Below are 16031 nucleotides of genomic sequence, written 5' to 3'. Positions count from 1 at the left end.
CGTATCGGAGAACGGCGCTTCGACAAGCGCAGCACGAACGGGATTGGTGGTTGGCGGCGGTCGAAACGCAACCAATCCCCTTCCCGCACATTGCCTTCTCCGAGCCGTCCGACCTGGATGGTACCGGAGAGTTCGCCGATGTTCGCCACGTCCCGTCCGGGTCTCCTGCACCCGCTCCACGCGATCCTGCTCGCCTTTCCCATCGCGCTATTCACCGGCGCGCTGGCGGCGGACATCACCTATCTCAACTCGGCCGAGATGCAGTGGTCGAACTTCGCCGCCTGGATGATCACCTTCGCGCTGATCTTCGGTGGGCCTGTTCTGCTCTGGTCGCTGCTGTTGCTGATCCGTCGGCGCAACCGCGGGCCGGCGCGCCTGTATTTCGCGTGTGTGGCGGTCGCGTGGGTATTGGGGCTCGTCAACGCTTTCCAGCACAGCCGCGACGCCTGGGCGTCGGTCGGCGTCGCTGGGCTGATCCTCTCGCTGTTGTCGACCGGACTGATCCTCGTCGCCGGCTGGATCGGCTTTTCCGCTACCGTCGATCGGGAGATGGTCCGATGACCCCACGCACGCTCGTCGCCCTCGCCCTCCCCGTCGCGCTCGCCGCTTGCGGCGGCCAGCCGAAGGATCTGAACCAGACCGGGGCCGAGCCACAGCTGCCCGCGCAGGACCAGACGCTCGTCCCGCCGATGAAGATCGCCAAGCCGATCGGCTGGGGCGATGCGGTGCCGACCGTGCCGGCGGGCTTCACCGCAACCGCGATCGCCACCGACCTCGCCATCCCGCGCCAGATGCTGGTGCTGCCCAACGGTGACCTGCTGGTGGCGGAAGGACGCGGCGGTCACGCGCCGAAACTGCGCCCGAAGGATGTGATCGCGGGCTATATCAAGAGTCTCGGCACGACCAGCGTGAAGGGCGGCGACCGCGTGACGCTGTTGCGCGACACCAACGGCGACGGGCGGCCGGACGTGCGGACGGTGTTCATCAGCGACCTCGACGCGCCCTACGGCCTCGCGTTCGCCAACGGCTATGTCTACGTCGCCAATCAGGGCGATCTGCTGCGTTTTCCCTATCAGGACGGCGCGACCCGGCTGACGCGCGGCGAGCGGATCACGAAGCTGCCGTCGGAGGTCAATCACCACTGGACCAAGTCGCTGACCGTCAGCCCCGACGGCCGACGCCTCTATGTCGGCATCGGCTCTAACAGCAATGTCGGCGAACGCGGCATGGAGGTCGAGGAGGAGCGCGCGGTGATCTGGGAGATCGACGCGGCGACCGGCGCGCGCCGCACGCTCGTCACCGGCATCCGCAATCCGACCGCGCTCGACATCAATCCCGAAACCGGCGCGCTGTGGGCGGTCGTCAACGAACGCGACGAACTCGGACCGCGCCTCGTGCCCGATTACCTGACCCAGGTGCGCCCCGGCGCCTTCTACGGCTGGCCCTACGCCTATTGGGGCCAAAATGCCGACCCGCGCGTCCATCCGCAGCGGCCGGACACGGTGGCAAGGACGGTGCGTCCCGACTACGCGCTGGGCAGCCACGTCGCCGCGCTCGGCATCTCCTTTGCGCGGAACGGCGGTTTCGGCGGCAATTTCACAAACGGCGCCTTCGTCGGCGAACATGGCAGTTGGAACCGTCAGGATCTGGCCGGCTACAAGGTGACGTGGATTCCCTTCGCGAACGGCCGCCCGGCGGGTCCGCCGCAGGACTTCGCGACCGGCTTCATCACCGGCGAAAAGGCGCGCGGACGGCCGGTGGGCGTGGCGTTCGACCCGCAGCGGCGCGCGCTGTATATCGCCGACGATCTCGCCAACACGATCTGGCGGGTGGCGCCGAGCGGCGGGTGACGCGTCAGCAGACCAAAATAACTTTGCGTCGGCGCTCGTCTACCGTGATTGATTCACATCCGGTGAGTCCGCTACGACCGACCCGAAGCAGCGGTGGACCATCGTCTTTCACGTGCTTGGCCTTTGCCACGATGTCCCCGCTATCCGCGGTCTTCGGATCAATTGCGCGCAAACCGTTCGCCTGCCCATAGTCTTCGATGCGGACATAGAGATCCCGGAGCGCATGGCCGCCGAGCAACAGCGGTCGCTGCGTTTGAAACAGGCGTACTCTCCGATGTATGCCCCAAAGTACCATCGTCAAATACGCCGGTCCCGTGGTCGACCCGCCGAGGACAGGCGCAGCCAGCCGCGCAGCAGGCGCCGTCAGAAGGTTGATGTCATGGTCTAGTTCGAACCGGGCAGCGATCTTTCCGCGGCCGATCGGAACATCGGCATACACGCGGTCTGTGCGAAAGGTGCTGAAGGGCAGCACATGCTCCGTCGAATTTGCTCGCTTAGGTCCCAGCAGGAATCGCGTGACTTTCGAACGCAGGATCGCAGGACCGGTCGAACAGTCCGCGCTTCGAACCGACCTCCCGTCCGCCCAAGAAGCCGACACGGTGTCGCGTCTTCCCGCGACCTGAACGGAAGCCAGGATTGCCGAACCCACGACATCCTGAGATCCAACGAAGCCGAAACGGTGGAGCCGACGCCCCTTCAACTTCGCACGGAGAATGAAGTCCAGGTTGCACCGCAGGTTCCTCGGGCCGCCCGGCTCGATCAGCAGCACACCGCTGGTGCCCTCCAAGCGCATCGGAAATCGTGTCGTCGGCGTGTCGCGCCGGGCGCATACTACGACGTCTTCGGTCGCGAGGGCCGGACAGGCAACGGCCGTGTCGCGCGCGTCGAGCGTCAGCGTCGCGGCTACCTCGGCCAGCACGGCAAACACTCCGCTCGGCATCCCATCCCCCCGATAGAGTCAGCAGGATGCGTCGAGACACTTTCGATTGTCGAGAGTGGAAACAAAAACGGCCGGCTGTTGGGCCGGCCGCTTATTGGTATTTGTCCGCCGCGGCAGAGCCGCGTCGTCGGTCCTCGCAATAGCGAGGCCGGCCGGGCCGCCTGAATGGCGCCGGCCGCAGCTATGCTGCGACTACGCTCAGGCGGCCTTCGCGCGGCTCGCGCGCTTGCGCTCGTGCGGATCCAGGTGACGCTTGCGCAGACGGATCTTCGTCGGCGTCACTTCGACCATCTCATCGTCGTCGATGTAGGCGATCGCCTGCTCCAGCGTCATCTTCTTCGGCGGGGTCAGGCGGACGGCGTCGTCCTTGCCGCCCGACGCGCGGAAGTTCGTGAGCTGCTTCGCCTTCATCGGGTTGACCTCCAGGTCCTCCGTCTTGGCGTTCTCACCGATGATCATGCCCTCGTACAGCGCCTCGCCGTGGCCGACGAACAGGATGCCGCGATCTTCGAGCGGACCCAGCGCATAGGACTGCGCCTCGCCCGCACCGTTCGAGATCAGCACGCCGTTCTTGCGGCCTTCGATCGAGCCCTTGTGCGGGCCGTACTTCTCGAACAGCCGGTTCATGATGCCGGTGCCGCGCGTGTCGGACAGGAACTCGCCGTGATAGCCGATCAGGCCACGCGACGGGGCCGAGAAGGTGATGCGCGTCTTGCCGCCACCCGACGGGCGCATGTCGGTCATCTCGCCCTTGCGCTGGTTCATCTTGTCGACGACGGTCCCGGAGAACTCCTCGTCCACGTCGATGACGACCGTCTCGTACGGCTCCATCTTCTCGCCGTTTTCTTCACGGAACAGCACGCGCGGGCGGCTGATGCCGAGTTCGAAGCCCTCGCGGCGCATCGTCTCGATCAGCACGCCCAGCTGAAGTTCGCCGCGGCCGGCGACTTCGAAGCTGTCCTTGTCGGCGCTCTCGGTAACCTTGATTGCGACGTTCGATTCCGCTTCGCGCTCCAGGCGGTCGCGGATCATGCGGCTGGTGACCTTCGACCCCTCACGGCCCGCCATCGGCGAATCGTTGACGGCGAAGCGCATCGACAGCGTCGGCGGATCGATCGGCTGCGCCTGGATCGCTTCGGTCACGCTGATATCGGCGATGGTGTTCGACACGGTCGCGACGCTCAAGCCCGCGAGCGAGATGATGTCCCCCGCACGCGCTTCCTCGACCGGTACGCGGTCGAGGCCGCGGAAGCTCATCAGCTTCGAAGCGCGGCCGGTCTCGATCACCTTGCCGTCCATGTCGAGCGCATGGATGGGCTGGTTGACCTTGACGACGCCGGACTGGACGCGACCGGTCAGCACGCGGCCGAGAAAGTTGTCGCGGTCGAGCAGCGTGACGAGGAAGCTGAACGGCGCTTCCTGGTCGAGGTTCGGCGGCGGGACATGGTCGACGATCTTGCGGAACAGCGGCTCCAGCGTGCCTTCGCGGCGCGTGGGATCTTCGCTGGCGTAACCGTTGCGGCCCGAGGCGTAGAGGACGGGGAAGTCGAGCTGTTCGTCGGTCGCATCCAGCGTCACGAACAGATCGAACACTTCGTCCAGCACTTCCTGGATGCGCTCGTCCGGTCGATCGACCTTGTTGACGACGACGATCGGGCGCAGGCCCAGTGCCAGCGCCTTGCCGGTCACGAACTTCGTCTGCGGCATCGCGCCTTCCGACGAATCGACCAGCAGAACGACGCCATCGACCATCGACAGGATGCGCTCGACCTCGCCGCCGAAGTCGGCGTGGCCCGGCGTATCGACGATGTTGATCCGCGTGCCTTCCCACTCGATCGAGGTCGGCTTGGCGAGAATGGTGATCCCGCGCTCCTTCTCGAGGTCGTTCGAATCCATCGCGCGTTCCTCGACGCGCTGGTTGTCACGGAACGTGCCCGACTGGCGGAACAGCTGGTCGACCAGCGTCGTCTTGCCATGATCGACGTGCGCGATGATGGCGATATTGCGGAGGTTCATCGAAAATCCCGGGATGCGCCGCGGTTAGTCGCAGGCGTTCGCAGGCGCGCCCATAGCCGAATTGCTGCACTGCGACTAGACCATGTTCGACGAAGGAGATTTGCGATGGATCCGATCCGCGTTCACATCATCGTCGGCAGCATCCGCGAAGGACGTCTGTCGAAACCGATCGCCGACTGGACGATGGACGTTCTCGCCGCGCGGGAGGATCTTGCGCCGGAGCTGATCGACCTGAAGGACGTCGACCTGCCGATGCTGTCGGTGTCGAAGCCGCCCGCGGCCGCCTATGTCGCCGATTATCAGCATGCCTGGGCGGCGACCGTCGGCCGTGCCGATGCCTATCTGATCGTGACGCCCGAATATAATCACGGCATCAGCCCGGTGCTGAAGAACGCCCTCGACCACGTCTACGGCGAATGGGCGCGCAAGCCGGTCGCCTTCGTCGCGCACGGCGGCATGGGCGGCGCCCGCGCGGTCGAACAATTGCAGAGTGTCGCGATCGCCTTGGGCATGGCGCCGATGGCGAACGCCCTGCACCTCCAGGGCGCCGGCAAGAAGCGCGACGGCGAGCGCTTCCTGGGCGACGAGGCCGATTCGCGCCGGCTGAAGGGAGTTGTCGATGAACTCGTCTGGTGGGCGACGGCGCTCCGGTCCGCCCGATAGGGATTGGCGCTTCCGTGTATTATTCTTATATCACAGTTGCAGGCGGCGGCGGGTCGGGCCAGAAATGACCCTACCGGGCCGCCCCCGTTGGAGATGATGATGGCGACGACTGCGACCGAGACCAAGACTGCCGAACCGACGCTGACGCTGACCCCGCCCGATCCGGTGCCGACCGTGCAGGCGGAAAAGGCCGCGGGGCTGGTTCCGGTCGATGCCGGCACCAAGTCGAAGCTGGAGGAGCGCGTCGACAGCTTCGTCACCGACCTGGTCGCGCAGGACGTCAATTCTCCCGAATTCGGCAAGCGCGTCGATGCGATCACCGCGATGGGTGCGAAGGAAATCCGCGAGGCGGCCGGCCAGTCGAACCGTTTCCTCGACCGACCCGTCAAGGCGATGGACAAGGACAGTGGCGTCGGCGCCGATCTTGCCGCACTGCGCCGGACGATCGAGGACCTCGATCCTGGCAAGCAGGGCAATCTGATGACGTCGAAGAAGCTGTTCGGCATCATCCCGTTCGGCAACAAGATGCGCGACTATTTCGACGGCTATAAATCGTCGCAGACGCATATCTCGACGATCCTGAAGAGCCTGGCGAGCGGCAAGGACGAGCTGCTTATGGACAATGCCGCGATCGACGTCGAGCGGCAGAATCTGTGGAACGCCATGGGGCGCCTGGAACAGATGATCCATCTGTCGAAGACGATGGACCAGGCGCTCGAGGACAAGGCGAACGAGCTCGATCACACCGACCCCGCCAAGGCAAAGGCGATCCGCGAGACGGCGCTGTTCTACACCCGCCAGCGCACGCAGGACCTGCTGACGCAAATGGCGGTGACCGTGCAGGGCTACCTCGCGCTCGATCTGGTCAAGAAGAACAATGTCGAACTGGTGAAGGGCGTCGATCGCGCCAGCACGACGACGGTCGCGGCACTGCGTACCGCAGTTACTGTCGCGCAGGCCCTGACCAATCAGAAGCTGGTGCTCGAACAGATCACCGCGCTCAACACCACGACCGCGAACATCATCGATTCTACGGGTAAGCTGCTGAAGTCGCAGACCGCGCAGATCCACGAACAGGCCGCCGCCTCGACCATCCCCATCGAGACGCTGCAGCGCGCGTTCCAGAACATCTACGACACGATGGACGCGATCGACGTGTTCAAGCTGAAGGCGCTCGACAGCATGAAGACGACGGTCAACACGCTGTCGAACGAAGTCGAGAAGTCGAAGGGCTATATCGCGCGCGCCGAGGGGCAGGCGCAGGCCAAGCTGTCGGGCCCGGCGACCGATCAGTTCAAGCTCGAATCGCTCTGAGCGTATGTCCGAGGTCGACGACCTAATCGCCCGCTCGTCCGAAGTGATCGACCGTACGCGCAGCAACTCGCGGGGCGCGTCGGTGCGGTCGCGCAAGGCCCGACAGAGCGAGATCGGCAAGCGGATCGCGCGGATCGCGATCGTCGATGCGTTGATCCTGGTTGCGGCGACGGTCGTCGGCTTCTTCATTCCGCTCGGCATGTTCGGCGCGCTGGCGGTAATGGCGCTATTGATCGCCGCGACGGTGGTGCTGGCGTTCGCTCCCGGCGCGCCCGAGGTAAAGGCAGAAATGCTGCCGTCCGCGCCTTTGCGCACCCTGCCCCTGCAAACCGAAGCCTGGCTCGACCGTCAGCGCCCTGCCCTGCCCGCGCCCGCCCAGACGCTGGTCGACGCGATCGGCGTCCGGCTCGATTCGCTGGGGCCCCAACTGACCGCGCTCGATGACGGCGCACCGGTCGCGGTCGAGCTGCGCAAGTTGATCGGCGAGCAGCTGCCCGAATTGGTCAAGGGGTACACCGCCGTCCCCGAACCGCTACGCCGCGTGCCGCGCAACGGTCGTACGCCGGATCAGCAGCTGGCCGACGGCTTGAAGCTGATCGAGGAAGAAATCGGCGAGATGTCGGCGAGCCTGGCACAGGGCGACCTCGACCGGCTGTCGACGCGCGAGCGGTATTTGCAGATCCGTTACCGCGAGGATGGGCTGGAGGGGTGAGCCCGTTCGCGCGGACAATCGCGCAATACTGCTGATCCACATCAGTACGCTTGACCACCTGCTCCTCGCGAGGTGATGAATCGACCCAACGAGGTCGATGGGGAAAAGACATGTCGCGGTGGATGATGGCAGCAGCCTGTTTCGCACTGGCCGCGCCGAGCGGGGCGCAGCAGATCGACAAGCGCGAGCTCGATGCCATGAACGCCCGCGCGAGCGGCCGGTTGATGGAGGCGGATGCGCTGTTGCGCGTCCTGGCCTTCGACGCGCAGGGCAAGCCGAAACCCGGATCGGCCTATGATCGCTGGGCGGAACTGCAGGGCGTGCTGACCAACACCCCCGCCCCCGCGGTTGCCCCACCGGGCGTCAGCTTGTCCCCCGTCGACCAGGACGACCCCGGCGTCGCCCGAATCGCCACCGCAACACCGCGCGACGCCATCGCGACCATCGCCGAGCGGGCGAAGGCAACCCGGATCGTCATCCTGAACGAGGATCACGCGTCCCCACGCGACCGCGCCTTCGCTCTGGAGGTTGCCCGCGCGCTCCGCCCTCTGGGTTATGATCTGCTGGGCGCCGAAACTTTCAGCCACGACCCCGATCCGGACCGGGCACAGGCGGACAGGGCGCGGATGGCACACGACGGCTTCGTGCGCCGGATGACCGGCTATTACACGAGTGACCCGGTGTTCGCCGACTTCGTCCGCCAGTCGCTCGCGCTTGGTTATCGACCATTCGCCTATGAGACGACCCGGCACGACCGCGCCGGCAGCCCGGCCGAGCGGATCGCGCAGCGCGAGCAGGATCAGGCGGACGCGATCGTCCGGATGCTGAAGGCGAATCCCAGGTCGAAGCTGTTTCTCTACGTCGGCTTCCACCACGCGATGGAAGCCCCGGTGCCGGACGGTGACGGTGGCCAGACGCGCTGGATGGCGAGCCGGGTCAAGGCTATGACGGGGATCGATCCGCTGACGATTGAGCAGACGATGCTGAACGACAGCGGATCGGGCAATCTCGCGCTGCACGCGCTCACCCGGTCGAAGGTAAAAAACCGCCCCGTCGTGTTGTTCGATGGAGCGACGCCGCTGGTGCTTGGCGAATATCGTAGCGTCAACGACCTGCAGATCGTCCATCCGCCGCTACAATTGATCGATGGCCGCCCGGAGTGGATGCGGGTGATGGGCGGCGACGCGGGTACCCACCAAATATTTGCCGACGAAAGGTCGTAGGCTGATCCAGGCGTATATCGCTTCGGAGGGCGAGGATACGATCCCGGTCGACCAGGTGCTGGTGACCGCCGGACAGGCACCGCCCAAGCTCTACCTGCCGAACGTGCCGATCCGCTACGCCGTGCAGGATCCGACACCCACGCCTTGACGCCCGCTACCCCGCCGCCTTCGCCGCGCGCTCGGCCAGCCGTTCGACCGCGGCGGCGTGGATGCCCGGCGCCGTCGCCAGCACGCCGAACGCCTTCGCGCCCGTGGTGTTGAAGTCCAGCCGCCCGCCGAACGCATCGGTCACCGTCGCGCCGGCTTCCTGCGCGATCAGGACGGCGGCGGCGATGTCCCATTCGTTGCCCCAGCGTAGCGTCGCGAGCAGGTCGGCCTCGCCCGCGGCGACCATCGCCATCCGCAGCGCGATCGAATTGGGCTTGGCGACGGCGACCAGGTCGCGGTCCTCGCGCGGCAGGCTGTCGGTCGGGGCACGGCTGCCGGCGAGTATGGTCCGCTCAGCGACGCGCAGGCCCGTGCCGTTGCGGGTCGCACCGCCGCCTGCGGTCGCGCTCCACAGTTCGTCGCGCGCCGGAGCGGCGAGCACCGCGGCGACCGGGCGACCGTCCTCGACCAGCGCGACCGACACGCACCAGCCGATGCGGCGGCGGATATAGTCGCGGGTGCCGTCGATCGGGTCGACGACCCATAGCCGGCGCTTGCCGAGCCGCACGGGATCGTCGACCGTCTCCTCCGACAGCCAGGCTGCATCCGGGTCGATCGCCGCCAGCCGGGACTTCAGCAGCGCGTCGACCTCCAGATCGACGGCGCAAACCGGGTGTCCGGGCGCCTTGTCCCAGGTCTCGAACCCCTCGTCCCAGCGTCGCATGGCGAGCGCCCCCGCCTCCTGAGCGGCGGCAGCGATAGCGGCGAGCCGGTCAGGCACTGGCGACCGTCATGCCGTCGATCCGCAGCGTCGGTGCATTGATGCTGCCACGGAATTCAAGGTCGCTCGCCGGCGTGACCGCAGCAAACATGTCCCTCAGGTTGCCGGCGATGGTGAATTCGCTGACCGGACGCGTCACTTCGCCGTTTTCGATCAGGAAGCCCGCCGCGCCCATCGAATAGTCGCCGGTCACGCCGTTGATGCCGTGGCCGATCGTCTCGATCACCAACACGCCGCGATCGATCTCCCCGATCAGCGTGTCGCGCGGCACATGGCCGGCCGCCATGTAGAGGTTCGTCGCCCCGACGCCGGGCGCCGATCCGACGCCGCGGGTCGCGTGGCCGGTCGGTTCCAGCCCCAACTGCCGGGCTGATGCGCTGTCGAGCAGCCACGTCTCGAGCATGCCGTCGCGGACGATGTCGGTCGGCGATACCGGCAGGCCCTCGCCATCGAACGGCCGCGAGCGAAGCCCCCGCGGCCGGTGGGGGTCATCGACGATAGTGATCCCGGCGGGAAAGATGCGGGTGCCCATCGCGTCGAGCAGGAAACTCGTGCGCCGCGCGATCGCCGGCCCCGCGATCGCACCGAGCAACGCGCCCAGCAACCCGCCGGACAGACGCCGGTCGAACACCACCGGCATCGCGCCGCCGGCAATCCGCCCCGCCCCGACCCGCGACGCCGCGCGCTCGCCCGCCAATTGCCCGGTCGCTTCGGGGGTTTCGAGCAGGCTCTGGTGGCGGGCGCTGTGCGCGGCATAGTCGCGCTCCATCGCGCCGGTCGGCCCGGCGAGCATCGATGCCGACTGGCCATAGCTGCTGAGCGTGTACCCACCGGCGAAGCCGTGGCTGGTGGCAAGCCCGATGACGACCCGCGAGGCGGACGCACTCGCGCCGTCGCTCTTGCCGACCCCGGTGACGCTGCGTGCGGCCTCCTCGACTGCCAGCGCGCGCGCCTTCAACGTGTCGGGCGCCGGATCGCCGCCGTCGTCGAGATCGAGATCGGGCGCCGTCCCCTTCATCAACCGTTCGGCGGGCGCCAGGCCGGCCCAGGGATCCTCGGGCGCCAGCCGCGCCATCGCGACCGCGCGGTCGACCAACGTATAAAGCGCATCGTCGGACAGGTCGGAGGTCGAGACGCTCGCCGACCGCTTGCCGACGAACAGGCGCAGGCCCAGCTCGGCGCTTTCCGACCGGCCGACATCCTCCAACACGCCGTCGCGCACCTGGACCGCGGTCGATCCGTCAGCGACGAAGACGGCATCCGCGGCGTCGGCGCCGGCTGCGCGGGCACGCTCGACGATGCGGTGGGCGACGTCGGTGGCTTGGGTCGAACTCAACATGAAGCGCAGGTAGGGAGCCGGCCGGCCAAGGTCAAAGCACCGTGCCGACGGATGCGCACGCCAGTGCCATCAACAGCCCGGCATTGCGGTTCGACCGAAAGCGGCCGAGCGCATTCGTTCCATCCTCCGGCTTCAGGGTCGCGACCTGCCAACCGAGATGCGCCGCGATCGGGATCAATGCGACAAAAGCCAGCGGGTCGGGCCGCACGACCCACACCGCACCGGCCCACAGCGCGATGGCGGCGGCGTAGAAACCCGCCACTCCGCCCCGCACCCGCGGGCCCATCGCCCGCGCCGAGGATCGGACGCCGACCATCGCATCGTCCTCGATATCCTGCAGCGCATAGATGGTGTCGTAGCCGATCACCCAGGCGATCGACCCGGCGTAGAGCAGCGCGCCCGCCAGGCTCAAGGTACCGGTCACCTCGACCCAGCCGACCAGCGCCGCCCAGCTGAACACCATCCCCAGCCACGCCTGCGGCCACCAGGTGATCCGCTTCATGAAGGGATAGGCGGCGACAAGGGCAAGGCTGGCCAGCGCGACGATCGCAGCGGGCAGGTGCAGTTGAAGCAGAACGACCAACCCGACGAGGCTGAGCGCCACCAACCAGACCCATGCCGCCTTCACCGACACCGCTCCGCTCGCCACCGGCCGGCTGGCGGTCCGGGCCACCTGTCGGTCGAGATCGCGGTCCACGATATCGTTATAGACGCACCCTGCCCCGCGCATCGCGATGCTGCCGAGCAGGAACCAGAGGATCAGGGGCCAGCGCGTCTGCAAGCCCCCGGCAAGCAGGACCGCCCAGGCACCGGGCCAGAACAGCAACCACCAGCCGATCGGCCGGTCGAACCGGGCGAGCAGCGCATAGGCGCGCAACCGCGGCGGGAGGCGACCGACCAGCCCGCGGTGTTCGGTATCGGGGACGATCTGGGCGCTGGTCATCGCGCGTAAGTTGAGAAAGTTGAGACGTGTGGCGCGCCTATCGATCGGTGCCACAAGGGAGTCGGATGACAGGCCATGCCCGATCTGTGGCAGATTGCGGCGATGTAGGAAAATGGTTCGTGGCGCCGCTTGCCACGGTGCAGGTTCCGGTTAGCTTCACACCATGTCGCGCCCGTTCGTCACGATCATTGCCGCTATCGGCTGCATCGCTGCGCCGGCCGCCGAAGCCTGCCTGTGTGCGATCGGCCAGACCCAGGCCGACATCGATGCACAGGGCGCGAGAGCCTTTGGTGCGGCCGACCTGATCGTCGACGCGACCGTCGGCGACGTGTCCTGGTGGCACCGGACCGCCTGCGGCAGTCCGCGGTTGTTCGGCTTCGGACAAGCGATCTCCGCGGACCGGGCGATCACGGTGCACCGCATCCTGAAAGGGCGTACGGGCTTTGCGCCGACCCTGATCGGCCGGGAAACCCGTGTCGAACGGAGCGGCTGCGTCGTCCTGGATAACAGCTGCGACATCACGATCCGATCGCACCGGCGGACAATCCTGTTCCTCCACCGGGTGGCCGGCGGCCGCTACCGTGCGCTCAGCGGATGCGACGAACAGGCGATACGGAACTCTCGCGTCGGACAGGCCTTGTTCAAGCGCGCCGGGTAAACAGGCCGGCACGTCTGTCGTTTGGAAAGTCCGCCCCATGCGTATCGCCCTTGCCGCTATCGCCGCCGCCCTGATCGCCGCGCCCGCCGCCTCCGCCCCGCCGCCGAAGTGGCAAGGCGTTTGGAGGAATGCCGCGAACAGCGTCCACATCCGTACCGCACCGTGCGGTCGCGGGGCGATGTGCGGGACGGTCGTCTGGGCGAATGCCAAGGCCAAGGCCGATGTCGCCGAGCGCGGCGGCCGGCTGGTCGGTGCGCAGCTGTTCCGCAATTTCGAACAAGGGGCGGACGGGGTGTGGGAGGGTGAAGTGTACGTTCCCGACCTCGACCGCAGCTTCTCCGGCACGATCACGCTGCAGGGCGCCAACACGCTGGTCGGGGAAGGTTGCCTGTTCGGGCGGCTGGGGTGCAAGCAGCAGGTGTGGACGCGCGTCGCCGGCAAGAAGTGATCGTCAGGCGGGCGGGGTTGTGCTCCAGCAGGGTTCGAGTTCCCGGCGCAGCGTGGCGGCAAAGTCGGCGAGCGGCGTGCCGACGTTCGTGATGATCGTCAGTCGGGTGCCATAGAAAGACCCATAGCTGGATTCGACATCAAGCGTAACGCCGATCCCATCGGTTATGATCTCGCCGTCGCTCTCGCCAAACGGCAGTCGCGGTTTCACCGGCGGAAGGTCCGCAAGCGCCTGCACCACGCGCCCGACGCCGGGACAGCGTTTCCCGTCCGCCCAATCGACTGTCTGCACGCCGTCCACGATGCGTGTGCGGCGAACCCATGCCGCTTGCGGTGTCCGCTCCGATGAGTTGCCGAAACCGTAGACAAACTCGCCCCTCCGCAGGGCTTCGCTATATCTCAGCGTCGCCCAGGTCGGGCGGTCCGATGGGGCGGCCTGCACGGCCGAAGCGGCGGCGAGAGCGAGGATCGTCAGCATGTCGTCATGCTATCATGCCGTCCGCGCGATGCCAGCCCTCGACTTGAGCGTCCGTGCACGGCATCTGACGGTCATGATCGCCACCCCCGCCTGGCCACCGCAATCGACCCCGCGCCTGTTCGTCGAGACGCCGCTGTCCGAAGGAACGACGCTGCGAATCGAGGGGGGGCAGGCGCATTATCTGGGCACCGTGATGCGGACGAAGGTCGGCGATCCGGTGAAGCTGTTCGACGGGGTCAGCGGGGAGTGGCTGGCGGTCGCGGACGCGGTCGGCAAGCGCGACCTGACGCTCGTCGTGCGTGAGCGGCTGCGCGAACCCGAAGTGGTGCCTGACCTGTGGCTGGTCGCCGCGCCGCTCAAGAAAGGGCGGATCGACTGGCTGGCGGAAAAGGCGTGCGAACTGGGCGTCGCGCGGCTGGTGCTGGCGGAGACGCGGCGGACGGTCGTCGACCGGGTCAACTTCGACCGCCTGCGCGCGCACATGATCGAGGCGGCCGAGCAGTGTGGGCGCACCGCGGTGCCCGACCTGGCCGAGCTTGCGAAGCTGCCCGCGGTGCTGCGCGACTGGGACGCGGGACGGACGCTCTATTTCGCCGACGAAACCGGGGGCGAACCGGCGTTCGACGCCATGCGCGCGCGGCCCGGGCCGGCGGCCGTGCTGATCGGGCCGGAGGGCGGTTTCACCAGCGAAGAGCGCGACGCGATCCGGGCGCTGCCGGCGGCGGTCGGCGTGTCGCTGGGGCCGAGAATCCTGCGCGCGGATACCGCGGCGGCGGCGGCGGTCAGCGTGTGGATGGCGGCGGCGGGGGATTGGGGGTCACGGAAGTTGGTCGAATAATATTTTCGGAAGCCGAAATTTTTTCATATTCTTAAGATTTTTTGTACCGATTTCTTGTTCAGAAATGTCTGATATTGAGTGCACCGCATGCAACAGCGCAGAAAGCGCATCCGATCCGGGCATGACCATCACTTTTTGCTTTTCTCCCACCCGAAAACTGCATCGACACCCCCAACCATCGTCAGTTTGGACGGGATCCCATATTTCAATCAAACAGTCTTCACCCGCGCCCGAAATTTCCGCCCTTTTAAATTTTGGATCTTCAATCTGCGATTTGAATAAATCCCGGAATCTCATAAGGCCTAAGCTCCTAAGGAGTTTCAGAATCTTCAGAAAAGTTGTAGCATAAATTAACCTTATCTTGTATATCTGACAATGAATAACTAAAGCGAGAATTTCTTAGGCGGCCGGCGGTGCTGCGCGGCTGGACGCGGGGCGAACCTTGTATTTCGCGAACGAGACGGGCGGTGAGCCGGCGTTCGAGGCGATGCGCGCGCGGCCTGGGCCGGCGGCGGTGCTGATCGGACCGGAGGGCGGGTTTACCGTCGAAGAGCGCGACGCGGTGCGCGCGGTGCCGGGGGCGATCGGGGTGTCGCTGGGGCCGCGGATTTTGCGGGCGGATACCGCGGCGGCGGCGGCGGTCGCCGGATGGATGGCGGCGGCGGGGGATTGGGCGAAGTAAGCCCCTTGCTACCCGTCGTCATCCCCGCGAAGGCGGGGATCAATAGTCGCTGGTCGTCGTGAGACTCACCAAGGTCAGCCAGAATTGATTCCCGCCTTCGCGGGAATGACGAAGGTTGGGCGGTCGGTCAAAACCACCGCCGGCGCCGTTCGACCCTCGGGGGTTCGCGGAAGTCCTCCTCGGTCATCTCGTTGATCCACTCATGGTTCTCGACGATATCCGCCTGGACCGGGCGGCCATAGCCGTCGAGCGAAGGGCGATAGCGGAAGCGTTGTTCGATCAGCCGGCAGGTGGTCTGGTCGAGCAGACGCTCGCCGCTCGACCGTGTGATTCGGCAATTCGTCACGCGGCCATCGGTGCGGACGGTGTAGCGCACGCCGACCGATCCGCCGCGGGTCGTTTCGCGCAAGGCATCAGGGAAGTCGGCGTCGCTGATCCGCCCGCTGCGGAAGCGCGGCGGCGTCTCCTCGCGCCCGCCGCCCCCGCCGCCGTCGCCGTCCCCACCGTCGCCGCTGCCCAGACCGTCACCCACGCCACCCGAACCCGTGCCCGGGCCGACGACCTGGGCGGAGCCGGTCGAGGCCTGCACGCCGACCGAGGGCGCCGGCGCGACGACGACGGGCGGTGGGGGGACAGGCACTGGCAGTTCGACCTTGGGCGCGACGATGTCGGTCGCGCGGCTGCGCAGATTGGGCGGCGACGCGGCGGCTTCCTTACGCAGGTCGGGCGCGCGCTTTGGTTCGACCGTCTTCGGCTTGGGCGGGGTCGGCTGGGGCGGCTTTTCGGGCAGCACCGTGAACAGGTCGAGCGGATTGCTCGCCTCCGGGTCGAACCGCACGCCGAGCCCGCTGATCAGCGCCCAGAGCAACGCACCCGGAATCGCCACTGCCGCCAGTGCGGCGGGGATGCGGTCCTTCGTCGGAGGGGCATAGCGGGCCATTGCGGTGGGTTAAACGCACGAGGCTGAATACCGGCTGGCGGGGGAAGACAGGAAAAAGAA

General features: G+C 66.8%; 19 protein-coding genes. 11 read left to right on the top strand and 8 right to left on the bottom strand.

Annotation, left to right across the window (positions count from 1 at the left end; all coding sequences use genetic code 11):
• Window positions 1-138: 138 nt before the first annotated feature.
• Complete coding sequence (locus JW805_02265; protein MBN2970842.1) at window positions 139-561, top strand: hypothetical protein; 423 nt, start codon at window positions 139-141, stop codon at window positions 559-561.
• Entirely contained in the window at window positions 558-1850 is a 1293-nt protein-coding gene (locus tag JW805_02260; protein MBN2970841.1) for a sorbosone dehydrogenase family protein, read from the top strand. The genes JW805_02265 and JW805_02260 overlap by 4 nt, the downstream gene beginning before the upstream one ends.
• Window positions 1851-1854: 4 nt before the next feature.
• On the opposite strand, the gene JW805_02255 is transcribed toward JW805_02260, so the two are convergent.
• Together JW805_02255 and typA are read right to left on the bottom strand one after the other, a co-directional pair.
• The gene (locus tag JW805_02255; protein MBN2970840.1) at window positions 1855-2778 is read right to left on the bottom strand and encodes a hypothetical protein; all 924 of its coding nucleotides are present in this window, start codon (window positions 2776-2778) and stop codon (window positions 1855-1857) included.
• Window positions 2779-2988: 210 nt separating this feature from the next.
• Window positions 2989-4806, bottom strand: coding sequence for a translational GTPase TypA (gene typA / locus JW805_02250; GenBank protein ID MBN2970839.1), 1818 nt, complete (start codon window positions 4804-4806; stop codon window positions 2989-2991).
• Window positions 4807-4911: 105 nt separating this feature from the next.
• On the opposite strand from typA, the gene JW805_02245 reads away from it, so the two are divergent.
• From JW805_02245 to JW805_02225, 5 genes are all read left to right on the top strand, one after another.
• On the top strand, window positions 4912-5469 hold the full coding sequence (locus JW805_02245) for an NAD(P)H-dependent oxidoreductase (protein MBN2970838.1): 558 nt from the start codon (window positions 4912-4914) through the stop codon (window positions 5467-5469).
• A 99-nt stretch (window positions 5470-5568) separates the two neighbouring features.
• Complete coding sequence (locus JW805_02240) at window positions 5569-6783, top strand: toxic anion resistance protein (protein MBN2970837.1); 1215 nt, start codon at window positions 5569-5571, stop codon at window positions 6781-6783.
• 4 nt (window positions 6784-6787) lie between these two features.
• The gene (locus tag JW805_02235; protein MBN2970836.1) at window positions 6788-7495 is read left to right on the top strand and encodes a hypothetical protein; all 708 of its coding nucleotides are present in this window, start codon (window positions 6788-6790) and stop codon (window positions 7493-7495) included.
• Window positions 7496-7605: 110 nt separating this feature from the next.
• Entirely contained in the window at window positions 7606-8718 is a 1113-nt protein-coding gene (locus tag JW805_02230) for a hypothetical protein (GenBank protein MBN2970835.1), read from the top strand.
• The gene (locus JW805_02225) at window positions 8699-8866 is read left to right on the top strand and encodes a hypothetical protein (protein MBN2970834.1); all 168 of its coding nucleotides are present in this window, start codon (window positions 8699-8701) and stop codon (window positions 8864-8866) included. Before JW805_02230 ends, JW805_02225 begins: the two co-directional genes overlap by 20 nt.
• A gap of 6 nt (window positions 8867-8872) precedes the next feature.
• Here JW805_02225 and JW805_02220 read toward each other — a convergent pair whose 3' ends face one another.
• From JW805_02220 to JW805_02210, 3 genes are read right to left on the bottom strand one after another with little or no spacing between them, the layout of a single operon-like run.
• Window positions 8873-9646 (bottom strand): 3'(2'),5'-bisphosphate nucleotidase CysQ, encoded by a 774-nt coding sequence (locus JW805_02220; protein ID MBN2970833.1) that lies wholly within the window; start codon window positions 9644-9646, stop codon window positions 8873-8875.
• A complete protein-coding gene (locus JW805_02215; protein MBN2970832.1) occupies window positions 9639-10985 on the bottom strand; it encodes a TldD/PmbA family protein in 1347 nt (448 codons plus the stop codon). The genes JW805_02220 and JW805_02215 overlap by 8 nt, the downstream gene beginning before the upstream one ends.
• Window positions 10986-11016: 31 nt before the next feature.
• Window positions 11017-11928, bottom strand: coding sequence for a 4-hydroxybenzoate octaprenyltransferase (locus JW805_02210; GenBank protein MBN2970831.1), 912 nt, complete (start codon window positions 11926-11928; stop codon window positions 11017-11019).
• 163 nt (window positions 11929-12091) lie between these two features.
• Here JW805_02210 and JW805_02205 point away from each other — a divergent pair, with 163 nt between their 5' ends.
• Window positions 12092-12586, top strand: a complete 495-nt coding sequence (locus JW805_02205) for a hypothetical protein (GenBank protein ID MBN2970830.1) — start codon at window positions 12092-12094, stop codon at window positions 12584-12586.
• Window positions 12587-12623: 37 nt separating this feature from the next.
• Complete coding sequence (locus JW805_02200; protein ID MBN2970829.1) at window positions 12624-13034, top strand: DUF2147 domain-containing protein; 411 nt, start codon at window positions 12624-12626, stop codon at window positions 13032-13034.
• A gap of 3 nt (window positions 13035-13037) precedes the next feature.
• Here the strand turns inward: JW805_02200 and JW805_02195 are convergent, their stop codons facing one another.
• Window positions 13038-13511, bottom strand: a complete 474-nt coding sequence (locus tag JW805_02195; protein MBN2970828.1) for a hypothetical protein — start codon at window positions 13509-13511, stop codon at window positions 13038-13040.
• 73 nt (window positions 13512-13584) lie between these two features.
• Between JW805_02195 and JW805_02190 the strand changes: the two genes are divergently transcribed.
• Entirely contained in the window at window positions 13585-14349 is a 765-nt protein-coding gene (locus tag JW805_02190) for a 16S rRNA (uracil(1498)-N(3))-methyltransferase (GenBank protein ID MBN2970827.1), read from the top strand.
• Here the strand turns inward: JW805_02190 and JW805_02185 are convergent.
• Window positions 14329-14646, bottom strand: coding sequence for a hypothetical protein (locus JW805_02185; GenBank protein ID MBN2970826.1), 318 nt, complete (start codon window positions 14644-14646; stop codon window positions 14329-14331). The two genes, JW805_02190 and JW805_02185, sit on opposite strands and share 21 nt — an antisense overlap.
• A 190-nt stretch (window positions 14647-14836) precedes the next feature.
• Here JW805_02185 and JW805_02180 point away from each other — a divergent pair, with 190 nt between their 5' ends.
• The gene (locus JW805_02180; GenBank protein MBN2970825.1) at window positions 14837-15031 is read left to right on the top strand and encodes a 16S rRNA (uracil(1498)-N(3))-methyltransferase; all 195 of its coding nucleotides are present in this window, start codon (window positions 14837-14839) and stop codon (window positions 15029-15031) included.
• 127 nt (window positions 15032-15158) lie between these two features.
• Here the strand turns inward: JW805_02180 and JW805_02175 are convergent, their stop codons facing one another.
• A complete protein-coding gene (locus tag JW805_02175) occupies window positions 15159-15971 on the bottom strand; it encodes an energy transducer TonB (GenBank protein ID MBN2970824.1) in 813 nt (270 codons plus the stop codon).
• Window positions 15972-16031: the final 60 nt, after the last annotated feature.

This window comes from Roseomonas aeriglobus, from assembly GCA_016937575.1.
GTDB lineage: Bacteria > Pseudomonadota > Alphaproteobacteria > Sphingomonadales > Sphingomonadaceae > Sphingomonas > Sphingomonas aerigloba.
This window is presented reverse-complemented; position numbering and strand designations above follow the sequence as displayed.